The sequence below is a fragment of the Nostoc sp. T09 genome (assembly GCF_002154695.1).
Lineage (GTDB): Bacteria > Cyanobacteriota > Cyanobacteriia > Cyanobacteriales > Nostocaceae > Aulosira.
The window spans coordinates 13272-26499 of sequence record NZ_MTAV01000039.1; the positions used below are offsets into that span (position 1 = coordinate 13272).

Consider the following 13228-nt stretch of genomic DNA (forward strand, 5'->3'; position numbering starts at 1 on the left):
GATAAATTGGAGAGGCAAACGCCACTTATCTAAGATAATTGGGGCAGGATGGGCAGCGATCGCACTTTGCTTAACAGGATGTGAGCAAGTGATGGAGTATTTGCCACCGTTGCCGAGAATTGAAATACCATCAAATCAGCCGCCACAACCGCTACAACTTGCCCAAACTCCACAAACTGCCCAAATTGAGGCACAAGTTCGCCAACAAATCAACCAAGTGCGCCAAAAAAATGGACTTCAACCCTTACAAAACAATGAAAAATTGGCGCAAGTTGCTCGGAAATACAGTCGGCAAATGATCGAAAAAAACTTTTTCAGTCACACTGGATCGGATGGTAGTACTCTCAGCGATAGAGTTCGCGCTGGCGGAATCATATATTGGATGGTAGGAGAAAACTTATTTAGAAGCAAAAATATTCCCCAGCCTGTATCAGCAGCAGTTGCGGGTTGGTTAGCAAGTCCTGGACATCGAGAAAATCTTCTCCGTCCGGTATTTAGAGAAACGGGTGTCGGAGTGTGGCGCAAAGGCAATACCTACATCATTACTCAGTTGTTTTTGCGGGGTTAACAACTTCGCTGAAATATTGGAATTGGTTTTTACAATCCGAAATCCAAAATAGGAATTAGTATCTGCTACTAGGTAAAACTAGAATGTCTACCATTTCACCTATTACTAATCCCAATACTGCTAAAACGGTTAAAACTAAAAATGAATCAAATTTACTCAAGCCTGCAAAACGCATTTCTAAATCAGCTAAAAATGTGGTTGCTACTGGTATAAGAAACAGACTGAATAGTAGCGACCAAGTTGCGACTAGAGCAATTGATAGACTTAAAAATAAAATAATTATTACGGTTTGAGAGCCAAAACTAAACAATTGCTCTAACCAAGTGATACTTTTTCTAGCTATAGCTAGAGCCACAGCAGTTATAAAACCTCCCGCTAACCAAATAATGTGATGAGCAGCGAGATACCATCCTAGCAGAGTATAAGCTAGCCAGAGTAATGCCAAAGGCATCCAAGGAATCCTGTTGTGAAAATCTATATTCATAATTTTCAAAAATCCAACGTAACTAGGTTTTGATTTAATCAAACATTGGGATTCTATGGCGCAATTTAATCTAGCTATAGAAATCCTATAGGAATCCGATTTGATTAAAAAATTTCAGTATCTGTAGGAGTGGGCAGTGCCCACCCTACGTCCTATAGACCATTTATCAAAAACCTTAAGCAGTGTAAAGTGGGACGTAGCCACTAAAACCCAGATATGATGGGTATTGCCCACCCTACGATCTATTAAAATTCTAGCTTTTAAATATAAAAATAATTATTGTGAAAGGACATATTTAAAGTTTATAAAAAAATACTGATTTTTTATAATAGGTGAACTTTATTATGAAATGAACTTTTAAAATTAATTTTTAACTAACGTAAATACTATTAATATTTAATTTTAAGTCTGTAGCTGTCGCTATTTAATATGCGCATATATTTTATCATAAAGACTTTTTTTTGCAAGGTAAATCATTAATTTACTCCTTTAGATATATAACTGTAATTAACAAGCAAAACTCTCGGCAGATATACGATAACTTTTCTTTTGCTAAACCTATAATTGAAGCTTTACATTTCTGAATTTCACACAAGCCAGTACAAGATTTATAAAAATTATTTTCACTTGCCAGACAATTTTAACTGGTTGCCAAAAATATGCTGGTCAAAATGTACTGTCTGTTGACATGTCAGCGCTTCGCATATGTAATGCTATTTACCATGTATCAAATATTACAGATGCCAAAAGTTAATATAATAGCCAAAGGTAAAGAATATGTCTATTGAGTTAATACTGCAAAAGGATCTGGTTGCAGATGAAAATATTCCTCAAGTAACGCGGCATGAGGTCAAATATGAACAAGCAAAATCCGATCAATTTACCATACCTGATGTTGCTATATCTTTAACTCCTCTGGCGTTGCTCATCAGTTGGATCGTTTTCTTTCTAATTTTACGCAAGAACCAAACATCTGTAGACAATAAAAGAATTTTTATCATCAATAGTCTACATAAAGTTCCTTGTAAAAACTGTAAGTATTATTCAAATAATCATTATGTTAAATGTGCAGTACAACCTTCTATCGTGATGACAGAAGAAGCTAAAAACTGCTCTGAATACTCAGCACATAAGAGCAAATTTTCCCCTAGAAATATGTTTGACAGGGATGAGAATTCTTAGTAATTTTTTAGTTTTGTGGCTACAGCATAATTCAGAGATCAAACAGGCTATATGCCTAGCTTTAAACCCTGGTTTGTGTACTTTACCAAATTGCAATCGGCTGTAAATACAGTTGTAGGTGAATTTGGCGATCGCGCTTGCTGCTTCTCTAGGTTGATCGCCTGGTAGCCTACTTTCTAGCTGTTTGCTACCTCTGAGTCCAAAATATTTGTGGCAATTTTGCAAAAATTATTATATTGAATTTAAATTATTTCGCTACTTTCTGGTATAATCTTCGCAACCATTCGCATAAAAAGCTAGATTCTAGCTTTTGCAGTCGTAATTGTTAGCACAATGAAAATTTATCCTTTTTGAATTAAGACCCTTTTAGCTAAGGGGAACTGTCAAGCAATTTATACTTATGATTATTACCCTAATTTTAGCTTGGATCGTATTTGCAGTATTGTGGAAAATTTTGAAAACGACTGTAAAAACTGCATTGACTATAGCTGCGATCCTAGTTTTATTACAAATAGGTTTTGGCATTACTCTCCAGGATATTTTGTATCAAATAATTCATTTGCCTGACACCTTATCTCAGATACGTAGCGGCAAATAATCAGAATGAAGGATGAAGTGACAAAATTTTCATCCTTCATCCTTTTTCAATCAATTATTGTGTAATGTTGAAAACTTTGCTAAAGCATCCTTGACAGTTGCAGGTAGCTGACGCATGATTTTACCTCGCTCACGATCTAATGCTACTAAAGTCACTTTGGCAGTTACATACAATTGTTGTCCATCGGTTGAGACAATAGCGTAATCCCAATTGATCCGCACACCAGTCACATCAGCCATGCGGGTTTTAACTACTACTGCCATACCTAATTGGATAGAACGATGGTAGCGTACAGAAAGTTCTACAACTGGTAAGTCGCAACCTAATGCCACTAAATCGGCATATTCAATGCCAATAGAGCGCAAGCATTCTATCCGTGCTTCTTCCATCCAAGCTATATAGGAACCATGCCAAACAACGCCTATATAATCGGTATGGTGAGGTTGTACTCTGACAGGATAGGCAAACCAATTGTCAAATGCATGATTTAATGGTCTGTCAATGGCACTAGTTGGTGGGAGTTCAGGTTGACTTGGTTTTCCTGGTGACATCTTGCAATTTCTGGGTAACTATAAATTTCTTCCTTTGAAATAGCATAAAAATTAGTTACCGAGAATTGGGAGTGCTCATCCAAGAATCCTATAACTTCTCATAAAACCAAGCGCAGCTATGGTTTCATAGTTGTGGGGAGTGTCAAATTGTAGAATTTACAAATTTTGCATTGACGCTGCCAAAAATAGGAGGTGTTTTGTTATGCTGTTTTATATTCAGCGTTTCAGTGTTTTTTTTATTACCAACCTTGTTTTTTTTGTTTCTGGGTGTAGCCAGCTAGAGAATCAACAGGTAAATCCAAATGTCAGGGCACAGCAAAACTCCCTAGAAACAACTCAGCCATCACCTGATAACCAAAAAGACTCTAAAATCAGAATCCTCAACGAAGAGGCTATTAAAATATCTGAGCAAGGTCAATTAAAAGAAGCTTTGCAGAGATTAGAACAAGCTTTAGCCACTAGCAGAGATTTGGGAGACCGTTATTGGGAAGCTGTAACTTTAAACAACATTGGCAGGATCTACCAAAAACAAGCCAATTACTCCCAAGCACTCCAATCTTATCAGCAAGCTTTATTAATTAATAAAGAACTTGGCGATCGCGTCCAAACTGGTAAAACCTACAGTAATATCGGTTACTTGTTTGATATCCAGAACCAACCAGAGTTAGCAGTTTTTTTCTACAAGCATTGTTTGATTAATCGTGAGATTGCGCGGCTGAATCCATCAGTGCTTTCAGCATCGCAACCAGAGGCCTACAGCATCACTGTTGCCCAAACATATCGCATTTTAGGTGACAAACTGCTGAAACAAGGACGTGTGGCAGAAGCACAACGAAGTATAGATCTGCTCAAAGTTGAAGAAGTACAGGGATATCTTCAGGGGGTGCGTGGTAATGAACGGACTGCTAAAGGCATTGATATCATCCCTGAAGAAAAAGCCACTAAACAAAAATTAGATCAAACGCTAAACAATGCTGTAGAACTGGGTAAAGAATTAACAAAACTACGTCAAATTTCACCCGAACAGCGATCGCCACAACAGAAACAACGTATCGAGCAACTAGTAGTAAGTCAACAGCAACTCTTACAACAATTTAACGATTTTATTACCAGTCCGCCAGTTAGGTCACAGTTGGAGCAAATTAGCCGCACAGCAAAGCGGCAAAGTCTGGACTTGGAAAGTATTAACGAACTTCGGGATAATTTAGCAAAGTTACCTCAAAAAGCTATCTTAATCTATCCATTAGTTTTACAAGATAGCTTGGAATTGGTAGTAGTAAGTCCGGAATCTGTGCCAATTCATCGCACAGTTGCAGTAACGCGAGAACAGCTAAACCAGGCAATTGCGGCTTTTCGCCAAGACCTACAAAATCCCCGTAGTAATAATGCCAAAAAAGCTGGCAGCCAGTTGTATGACTGGCTGATCAAACCAATAGAAAATGACATTAAAGCTTCAGGTGTCAAGCATCTGATTTACGCACCAGATGACCAGTTACGCTATATTCCTCTAACCGCTTTGTATGATGGCAAGCAATGGCTACTCGAGCGCTTTAGTGTCAATTACATTACTGCTGCTAGCTTGAGTAACTTTAACACCCAACCAGCATCGAAGTTGAAAGTTTTAGCTGGTGCTTTTATCAAGGGTAACTATCAAGTCGAGGTAGGTAATCAACGGCTGGCTTTTGCTGGGTTACCATTTGCAGGCCAAGAAGTAGAGAGTTTAGCCGCTACTATTCCCGGAACTCAAAAACTGATCGACGAAGCCTTCAGCCCCCAAGGTACTATACCGCAAATGGATGATTATACAATTGTTCATTTAGCGACCCATGCAGCCTTTGTGGTGGGTAAACCAGAAGATTCATTTATTTTATTTGGCAACGGCGATCGCGTTAATCTTAGAGATGTAGCTACTTGGTCTTTAACCCATGTAGATTTGGTAGTGTTAAGTGCCTGTGAAACTGGTTTGGGAGGTCAATTAGGTAACGGTGAGGAAATTTTAGGGTTTGGCTACCAAATGCAAAAAACAGGCGCTAGAGCAACTATTGCTTCCTTGTGGTCTGTGGATGATGGTGGTACTCAAGCATTGATGAGTGCTTTTTACACCCTGTTATCTTCAGGAAAACTAACAAAAGTTGAAGCTCTGCGACAAGCACAAATCGCATTAATTACTGGGGACTCGAAGGTCAAAAATAACAATATTCCCATAGCAACCAGCAGTGGTCTCAGCCATCCCTACTATTGGGCCCCCTTTATTCTGATTGGTAATGGGTTGTGATGATTTATGGCTAGAGATTCAACAATTTACTGCTTAAAGCAATTGCCAGATTTCTAAATTATTTTTTCAGAGCAAAATTTAGATGGCAAGCCTATTTTACTTCTGATACCAAATTGGAATAGGAATTATTGTTGAAGATTTTTGGAACTGTTTAATGATAAAAATTTTTCATCCAAAATCTAAAATCCATCTAAAATCCAGATTTGGTATGACTTATGACTTCTGCTGTAAATCACTGCATCAAGCAGCATCAAATGTAGCTTCCGTGGAGAAAATTTTCTCAAAAGATATGGTCAGCCAGTCATAGAGAAATCAATTAATGGGAATGGTGAATAGGTAATAAATGAGTGAAAACTAACTCATAATTACCAATTCCCAATTACCCAATAGCCCTTTGGTACTTGTTTTGGAATACCCCATTAGATGCAAGAATCCTTAAAACTTCTTGGCGAGGGTTTTATTCGCTGTACAGGCTGGTGCGGGTTGCTTGACAATATTAGCAAGCTCTTGTAACTGATTAATCGCCTCCGCACCTTCTAACTTCATTAATTCGCGGTCATCCCGCATTTCTGTCCAAGTAATTCCGTAGTCGGATACTAAAAACCGAATTAAGTGATTATCTCCCAAGCTCACCATAAATGAAGCACTATTCATTTGGTCGCCGCAGGTATAACAGGACGCAGGATATCCGCGTCGCTCCAGTACAATTGCTAAGGCTTGCAGGTTCATTACCAAGTCTTGAACGAATTGCCGATGTTGATGCGCTAGTCTCAGAAACACTTTTGTCCTCCAGACACCACAGTCGTTTGAGTTTCTTTTATATTTTCTTTAGATTTTCTCATCCACTGGTATTGTAAACTATTCATTACAATAACCAAATGTTTACGTAGACTTTTGTTGACTACCTTGCTTAGGGTAGTGGATAACGGTTTTGAGTACCGTATCAAATTATTCAGTTTGTAAAGTCAAAATATCAGACAGAATTGCTAAATTTAAGATTGTCTTTATGCGCTTCTGTCTGTTTAGATGCTTGCGAGAAGCGATCCGCTTTAAGAGTAACTCAAATTTGTCACTAGTCAACCATATAAAAGATACAGATTGGGTTTTTATTGACTAATGCAGCAAATATGTTGTCAGTAAAGGATTTCGGACTACTTTTTGTAGCCTAAACAACATTGGCTGGCTTAATGAGCCAGTTTATTCTTTAACATCTGCTTGGTAGTGCCCAATTACTTGATACTCCGAGTCACATTCTCCCCAATCTATGGCGTTTGGCAGATGACCTTACAACTTTGAGATTTGGTATTTCCCACGGCTAGCTTATCTAGCCGATTTTCATTATACATTCGGTGTACCGTTAACCCGATGCCAAATGTAAAACCTCAAATCAAGAGATTTAATACTGAGAATAACTTGACGAAGAAAACCTATGTTGCCATTTAGGCAAGATTTTCAGACCTTTTGAAATCATAGCGAAAATGTTGCATAAGCTACTAAAAATTTATTGGTAATGACAGTGAAAAGTTACATAAAATACAGAAAAGTTCATACTCGGTCGTAATTATGCTGTTTATCGACCATATTAGTTTTCGTTTTGATACATACAGATGAGGGGCACAATGTGATTGTGCCCCTCATCTGCAATTCAATATTCACTCGGCTTGAGTCTCCGTATGGGTTTCAAAATTAGTGAAACCCACCTAAGCAACGATCGTAGCGGTTGGCAGTGTCAAGAGACGATTTGCCACCAACCAAAAGCTGGACCGATAAAACGGATAGTTACCCAGGCAACAACCATAGCTCCAATACCAATCCACGCACCGCGAGTAGTCCAACGGATAAATAGTTCAGATTGGGTTTTTGTAATAGGAACCCAGGGTAAGATCCGAGCCTCTTGACCGTATTGTTCTCCCAATGTCTTTTTACGACGCTTTGCTTCACCCATAATCAGCAATTTAAAATTCTAATTTCATTTAAGTTCTTAGTTTAGATTGGCCTCGATCGCCAATACAGCAGAGCCAGTAATTAATTTGATCGTTGGTGCCAATGACATACGTGACAGCCTAAGCAGCACAAAATGCCTGAATAAGCTGATGATAGCGTTTGCTGTGAGGCGATCGCGCTGCGGTTGACAAAACGTAAATAGTCATTGGTCATTTGTTATTGTGTCAACTGTTCACCAAATACAGACTAAGCAGAATTTTCTTCATTGGCATGGGAGAACAGACTCGGATCGAGATAGTTAATCCGCGCTAGAGGACTCAGAGCAGCGAGAATTTGCGCACCATAGCTGCGATTGACTACACGCCCATCAAGTAAAGCCACAATACCTTGACTTTCTCGCACTGGAGCTACTGCTCGTTGCAATTCATTCAAAGCTGTGGGCAATAAGTATAAACGAAACCAATCTTGATGCGATCGCTTATAGTGAGCTACCCTACCAGCCACTAGGGGACTTTCTAAAGATGGCAAGGGTAAAGTCGCAATAATTAACAGATGAGGTGCAGGTAAGACACCTTGATGTTCTCGCCAAAATTCCCAGCCGCTAATTAAAATCCCATTTTCATCCAAGCAAGTTTTTTCCACCTGCACTCGCGAACCAAACTCAGAAGCCAGAATTGCTCCTACTTGAGCTTTAAGTGGCACATCCCCAATTAACACAACTGTCAATCCTGGTGCAGTAGCGCTCAGACATAGCAGTGTCCTAACTTTGTGAATAAACGCCGCTTGAAATTCTGGAGTGTTTGGTAGGGGCAACTGATAGGGTACATACAGTTGAATGGCATCTGTTTGGCTATCAGCAGAGAACTTCAGGCAAGTTACATCCTCCAACCCCAAGCGCTGACGGAACAAAGGAGCCTCAGTTTCTGGTTCTAAAGCACTACCAATGAAAACCACAGGTTGTCGCTGCCAAATCGGTGAGATTATTTTCCCTAACTCAATGGGAGCACAGTGTAATGAAAATAAACCTTGCCGACGGGCAATAGTTGCCCAGAGTAGAGGCGGGGGGGAGACAGGGGAAGCAAGATTGTCATTTGTATATTGAAATTCCTGCCAGAAATTTTTCCAAGCATCTGGAAGTTCCGCTTGATCTAACGCCAAATAGAGCTGCTGCAAAACCTCTATTTCTGGTTGGGAAATGAGATAGCACTCATAGGGATTAGCTGGGTGTTGGAAAAATTCTTTCGTCAGTTGCGCTCGTGCAGAGCGAATTAAATCAGCTTGACTAGGACAAGCAAGCATAAGTTGCTCCCAATCCTGGGGCTGAATATTTTGGGTAAGTTGATGACGTACCCAATCTTCCAAATCGTCTACCCCATCAATAATTGTGGGAATCCCCACAGGAAAATGTTCTTTATCTGCTATTTGTCTGCGTAACCAAGCTGCTGGGGTAGTCAGCAGTAGTCCTTGGAACTCAGAACCAGGCCAATCGTCACCAGTTCTAATCGGTTTTCTGGTTTGCAGCCACTGCTGTAGTCGGGGAATTTCGACGTTTAACAAGCGTTGCTGCACTGCTTCAGGAGCCACAATAATTACAGGGCCGTGCCACATCAATGCCGAGGCCACAAAACTAGTGCGATATCGTCCTTGATAACCACAAACAGCCCCGACTTGAATTAAAGCGCTACGTCCCAAGCGCAAGGCGCGTGCTACCAACCTTGCCATCGTCAAATGATGGGGCCAGGAAGGAAAACCCGCCTGCGATCGCAAAAAGTTATGTAGTGACAAATGAACTTCTGCCTCAATCACACGCTTCTAATCCCATATAAAACGATTTTTACTTCCGAATAGCCCCATTTCTATTATCTTGTCACTTAGTCATTTGTCCGTTGCCAGTTGTTTTCTTACTGACGACTAACCACTGACTACTGACCATTTACCTATTTCCCTGAATTATGCCAACTTACACAGGAATTTCCAGCGAAGCCTTCAGGCATCCACTGGATCGCCAAGCCGAGCAAGCTTTACGAAGTTTACCGGGATTTGATTTAATCGCCCGTAAATTTGTGGAATTTCTCTACGAACGCCCGCAGTTAGTTTATCTAATGGGTAACACCATCCAAGTTGGGCCGCGTCAATATTCCACTATTTACCAGATGTTTCGAGAATGTGTGCGCGATTTGGATATTTATCCAGAACCGACACTGTTTGTCTTGCAGAATCCCCAGGCCAATAGCTATGCATTGGGGCAAGAGAATCCTTACATAGTCATAAATACAGGGATACTAGACTTACTAGACGAAGTCGAAATTCGGGCGGTGCTAGCCCATGAACTGGGGCATATTAAATGTGGTCATACTATTTTAATTCAAATGGCCATGTGGGCGATGAGTGCTGCCTCTGCCTTAGGTGAATTAACCTTTGGCATTGGAAATTTTGTGACTCAAGCTTTGATTTACGCCTTTTTTGAATGGCGGCGCAAAGCGGAGTTGTCGTCGGATCGCGCGGCGCTATTAGTGTTGGATGACTTGAATCCAGTCATGTCTTCGATGATGAAAGTCTGTGGCGGTAGTGCCAAATATGCCAATGAATGTAGTTTACAGGAATTTATCCGTCAGTCAGAAAATTATCAAGCATTGGACGCCGATGGACTCAATCAAGTGTACAAATTCCTGATGTACAATGGCGCTCAAGGAATGATGTTGAGCCATCCTTTTGCTGTGGAACGTTTGCGCTATTTACGGGAGTGGGCAGTATCTGAAGAATATCAGCAAATTCGCCGAGGCAACTATCAGCGATCGCCTGCATCTGGAGCCGTAAATGTTGCATCTCAAACTCCCGAAAATGATGCAGAAACTTTGCGTCGGCAAATTGAAGAATTACAACGAGAAATTAATAGAATGAAAAATTCTGAGTAAATCTTGATTAGGGTGTAAAGTGCGTTATCCGTACTCCTACGGTGAAGCAAGCTACGCGTAGCGTCTCTTAGAGAAGGCTTTGACGGAGCCATCGCGTCATGCACCCTAATCTTGACCCTATTGCTTATTGCCTACCTCTAAGAGTAAGTTCAGAAATTGAATAGGAGTGCTATGGAAATTTCTGAACATGATAAATAAATTTACAAAAATCATCTTTGTATTAGTTACAATTGTTACCATAGTCTTGTTCATACCTGCGATCACCTTAGCAACACCAACTCAACGCGAAGGTATCCATACAATAATTCTTGCCCAAGGTGCCACTTCATCCTTAGAGCTTGACCTGACTCCCCAAGAACGCCAACAGATCCAGGCTGTGCATCAACGCAGAAATAAGGAAATTACGGCTATTTTAGACTCATCCCAACGTGCCAAGCTTGCTCAACATCTGCGACATGGTAATAACTTAAATCAGGCTTTAGAAAAACTAAATTTGCGATCAGAACAAAAGGATTTTGTCAAAGCAATTATGCAATTGACTAACTTGAAAATAAAAGCAATTTTATCGCGGCATTCGCTAATCATAGGCAATAAATAACGATTTTAATCACATCGCCAAATCTTGATAGTTTTGTCACCACTAGCAATTGTCTGCCTATCTGGGCTGAAGGTTACAAAATTAACATAGGAGTAAGCAATATATCCAATATAGTAGGGTTTACAAACATATCTATGTTAGGGGTTCAGCAGAATCCGATAAGTTTGGTTTTATACAAGATTATGTTGTAACCACTCACGAGAAAAAGCGTCATTGTGAATTTTGCTGTTGACAAAAGTCTCGTGCGGGGTTTGTGAGGAATAAAGGACTCAGGAAATAGTTGACTAATTTGAACTTCAATTTCTCATACTCAACTAATAACAATACTTACCATAGCAATCCCACATAATTCGTGAAAAAATCTATTGCCTAATGCCTACTTCTATGACTAAGTTCAGAAATTAAATAAGATTGCTATATTTTATAGTTCGCAAGTTTGCAGGCGATAGTAAAAATTGTACCAACAGCCCCAATTGTTCACCTCATTTCTTGGAAAAAATTTTGTAAAAGCAAAAGGAAGATGACCTATAGGAGCATCAAGCCCATAGATTATTTGCTCCTGGTTGCTGCAATTGCTATTCACAAACCAGCCAACGCGCTCAACAAAATTTTTACAGTTCAAGTTCACATCTGCTTGGTTTTGGCTGATTGTTTGCCAAATACATGTTTGAGTACTAAAGCCGAAATGAGAATTACTGTAATTTAACCAGAGCTTATCAATGATACGAAGATCTTCACAAGGAAAATTATTAATACATTCACTAGACAAAACTAGCTCATTTGTTATTGTTTGTTCAAGCTGTAAGTCTTTTGTGTATTGAGTCGCAAGGTTGAGCATAATTTTGCTAGTTTCTTCATCAGCTTCTTTCCAGTTCTTTTCTGATAGTAGATAACGCAGCTTAGAGTAATAAATACCTGATTTAGTACTGAGGTTATGAGTCTCTTCTTCACTCATTCTCCAGTCTTCGCCTGTAATATTCAGCTTTTCTATTTCGTTTCCTTGCTCTCCTGCTTCTGCATATTTATCATCACTAACGGGTTGGAAATTTTCCTCATATCCTTGCTTTTGCTGTAAATAAATATCCTTAATAGTATCAATATATGGCGTTAGCAAATCTGATGACCATCTGCCTAATGCAAACTCTGATTCTAAATGAAATAGCTGTGGTTCATAGGTATGATTGAGATGTAGATAATACCAATCTGTAATAAACGCTGCTAGCAGTTGGTGAATTGTCACAATGATTTGCCGGATAGTACGAATAGCTCGGATATCATCATGATCTGCTGCTTCTAAAGATTCCTTGACTTCTTCCCAATTCCAAGCCGGTAGCGAAATTCTGGCAATGTTACTATTTTGGGGATGCCAAAAATTTACATGGAAATAAACTTCGTAATCAGTGATTTTGCTGTGTAGCACTACTGTAGGGACAGGAGCTAAAATTTGCTGTAGCTGGAGAACATCTGGATTACTAATTGAACGGAGAAAATAGTCGCCATAAAATTCGACTGGGCATAAGTCACTATTTAAAGGATAATCATTATGTAGAAAAGCTTTTAACTTTTCTGGCAATTCTATTGGTAAGTCATGTTGCAAAGAAGATGGACAATTTGGGCTAACGTTTGGCGGAGAAACTAATACCAATAAACGGTACCTTTGTTGCCCTTCAGTTAAAATATTATAAGTTTCTTCTCGACTAAAAATAGTTGCAAGATTTTTTTGTTCAAAGACTTTGCGGATATCTTTTAATTTGTGCTGAATTTGATTAGCTTGCCATTCGAGCAATAGCTCTACAAGTTGTTTGCTAAATTGCGATCGCAACTGCAAGGGTAGCTCGTTAAACTTATTGTCAGCTGTTTCTTGATATTTTATTAATGCTTCTATATAGCGGCTGTCATCATTCACAGTAGATGGCAAAAAAGTAGAAGTGCTGTAGCCATTGGCTATTTCTCCTAGTTTCCGTGCAATGCTAGCAGCAGTATTTTTCAGTAAGTTTGAAAGAATATTATCAATTGAAGCAGCTAAGGGTATAACTTTTGCAGAGTTCGCCATAAAAAAGCAGATATTATTTCATCCCAGAATCCACTCTGTTGTAGCCTGTCATCAGTAAAT

13 protein-coding genes are annotated in these 13228 nt (G+C 39.4%); 6 read left to right on the plus strand and 7 right to left on the minus strand.

Features of this window, described 5'->3' with window-relative positions; translation table 11 throughout:
• The first annotated feature begins 34 nt into the window (after window positions 1-34).
• Complete coding sequence (locus BV372_RS10120) at window positions 35-568, plus strand: CAP domain-containing protein (RefSeq protein ID WP_256973148.1); 534 nt, start codon at window positions 35-37, stop codon at window positions 566-568.
• A 55-nt stretch (window positions 569-623) separates the two neighbouring features.
• On the opposite strand, the gene BV372_RS10125 is transcribed toward BV372_RS10120, so the two are convergent.
• Window positions 624-1052, minus strand: a complete 429-nt coding sequence (locus tag BV372_RS10125; protein WP_086686379.1) for a hypothetical protein — start codon at window positions 1050-1052, stop codon at window positions 624-626.
• A 777-nt stretch (window positions 1053-1829) separates the two neighbouring features.
• Between BV372_RS10125 and BV372_RS10130 the strand changes: the two genes are divergently transcribed.
• Complete coding sequence (locus BV372_RS10130) at window positions 1830-2234, plus strand: hypothetical protein (protein ID WP_086686380.1); 405 nt, start codon at window positions 1830-1832, stop codon at window positions 2232-2234.
• A gap of 400 nt (window positions 2235-2634) precedes the next feature.
• The gene (locus tag BV372_RS37500; protein ID WP_086686381.1) at window positions 2635-2832 is read left to right on the plus strand and encodes a hypothetical protein; all 198 of its coding nucleotides are present in this window, start codon (window positions 2635-2637) and stop codon (window positions 2830-2832) included.
• Between the two features lie 50 nt (window positions 2833-2882).
• Here the strand turns inward: BV372_RS37500 and BV372_RS10140 are convergent, their stop codons facing one another.
• Window positions 2883-3383: a thioesterase family protein gene (locus BV372_RS10140; RefSeq protein WP_086686382.1), complete on the minus strand. Its 501-nt coding sequence runs from the start codon at window positions 3381-3383 to the stop codon at window positions 2883-2885.
• Between the two features lie 202 nt (window positions 3384-3585).
• Between BV372_RS10140 and BV372_RS10145 the strand changes: the two genes are divergently transcribed.
• The gene (locus BV372_RS10145) at window positions 3586-5658 is read left to right on the plus strand and encodes a CHAT domain-containing protein (RefSeq protein WP_086686383.1); all 2073 of its coding nucleotides are present in this window, start codon (window positions 3586-3588) and stop codon (window positions 5656-5658) included.
• Window positions 5659-6093: 435 nt separating this feature from the next.
• Here the strand turns inward: BV372_RS10145 and BV372_RS10150 are convergent, their stop codons facing one another.
• The 3 genes from BV372_RS10150 to BV372_RS10160 all read right to left on the minus strand — a co-directional run bounded on the left by BV372_RS10150 (window position 6094) and on the right by BV372_RS10160 (window position 9408).
• Window positions 6094-6438: a DUF1815 family protein gene (locus BV372_RS10150; RefSeq protein WP_086686384.1), complete on the minus strand. Its 345-nt coding sequence runs from the start codon at window positions 6436-6438 to the stop codon at window positions 6094-6096.
• A 949-nt stretch (window positions 6439-7387) separates the two neighbouring features.
• Window positions 7388-7603: a DUF2839 domain-containing protein gene (locus BV372_RS10155; RefSeq protein WP_086686385.1), complete on the minus strand. Its 216-nt coding sequence runs from the start codon at window positions 7601-7603 to the stop codon at window positions 7388-7390.
• A 245-nt stretch (window positions 7604-7848) separates the two neighbouring features.
• Window positions 7849-9408 carry a helicase C-terminal domain-containing protein gene (locus BV372_RS10160; RefSeq protein ID WP_086686386.1) on the minus strand — a complete coding sequence of 520 codons (1560 nt, stop codon included), beginning with the start codon at window positions 9406-9408 and terminating at the stop codon, window positions 7849-7851.
• Window positions 9409-9554: 146 nt separating this feature from the next.
• Here BV372_RS10160 and BV372_RS10165 point away from each other — a divergent pair, with 146 nt between their 5' ends.
• Both BV372_RS10165 and BV372_RS10170 read left to right on the plus strand, forming a co-directional pair.
• Window positions 9555-10517, plus strand: a complete 963-nt coding sequence (locus BV372_RS10165; RefSeq protein WP_086686387.1) for a M48 family metallopeptidase — start codon at window positions 9555-9557, stop codon at window positions 10515-10517.
• 187 nt (window positions 10518-10704) lie between these two features.
• Window positions 10705-11115 carry a hypothetical protein gene (locus BV372_RS10170; RefSeq protein WP_086686388.1) on the plus strand — a complete coding sequence of 137 codons (411 nt, stop codon included), beginning with the start codon at window positions 10705-10707 and terminating at the stop codon, window positions 11113-11115.
• Between the two features lie 5 nt (window positions 11116-11120).
• On the opposite strand, the gene BV372_RS38345 is transcribed toward BV372_RS10170, so the two are convergent.
• A complete protein-coding gene (locus BV372_RS38345) occupies window positions 11121-11225 on the minus strand; it encodes a hypothetical protein (protein ID WP_373270758.1) in 105 nt (34 codons plus the stop codon).
• A 311-nt stretch (window positions 11226-11536) separates the two neighbouring features.
• A complete protein-coding gene (locus tag BV372_RS10175; RefSeq protein ID WP_086686389.1) occupies window positions 11537-13168 on the minus strand; it encodes a GUN4 domain-containing protein in 1632 nt (543 codons plus the stop codon).
• Between the last annotated feature and the right edge of the window lie 60 nt (window positions 13169-13228).

What these genes read in the sequence shown, in the direction of transcription:
- BV372_RS37500 (WP_086686381.1), top strand. Translation starts at nt 2,635, where the DNA reads ATGATTATTACCCTAATTTTAGCTTGGATCGTATTTGCAGTATTGTGG.
- BV372_RS10170 (WP_086686388.1), top strand. Translation starts at nt 10,705, where the DNA reads ATGATAAATAAATTTACAAAAATCATCTTTGTATTAGTTACAATTGTT.
- BV372_RS10130 (WP_086686380.1), top strand. Translation starts at nt 1,830, where the DNA reads ATGTCTATTGAGTTAATACTGCAAAAGGATCTGGTTGCAGATGAAAAT.
- BV372_RS10145 (WP_086686383.1), top strand. Translation starts at nt 3,586, where the DNA reads ATGCTGTTTTATATTCAGCGTTTCAGTGTTTTTTTTATTACCAACCTT.
- BV372_RS10165 (WP_086686387.1), top strand. Translation starts at nt 9,555, where the DNA reads ATGCCAACTTACACAGGAATTTCCAGCGAAGCCTTCAGGCATCCACTG.
- BV372_RS10155 (WP_086686385.1), bottom strand. Translation starts at nt 7,603, where the DNA reads ATGGGTGAAGCAAAGCGTCGTAAAAAGACATTGGGAGAACAATACGGT.
- BV372_RS10175 (WP_086686389.1), bottom strand. Translation starts at nt 13,168, where the DNA reads ATGGCGAACTCTGCAAAAGTTATACCCTTAGCTGCTTCAATTGATAAT.
- BV372_RS10125 (WP_086686379.1), bottom strand. Translation starts at nt 1,052, where the DNA reads ATGAATATAGATTTTCACAACAGGATTCCTTGGATGCCTTTGGCATTA.
- BV372_RS10140 (WP_086686382.1), bottom strand. Translation starts at nt 3,383, where the DNA reads ATGTCACCAGGAAAACCAAGTCAACCTGAACTCCCACCAACTAGTGCC.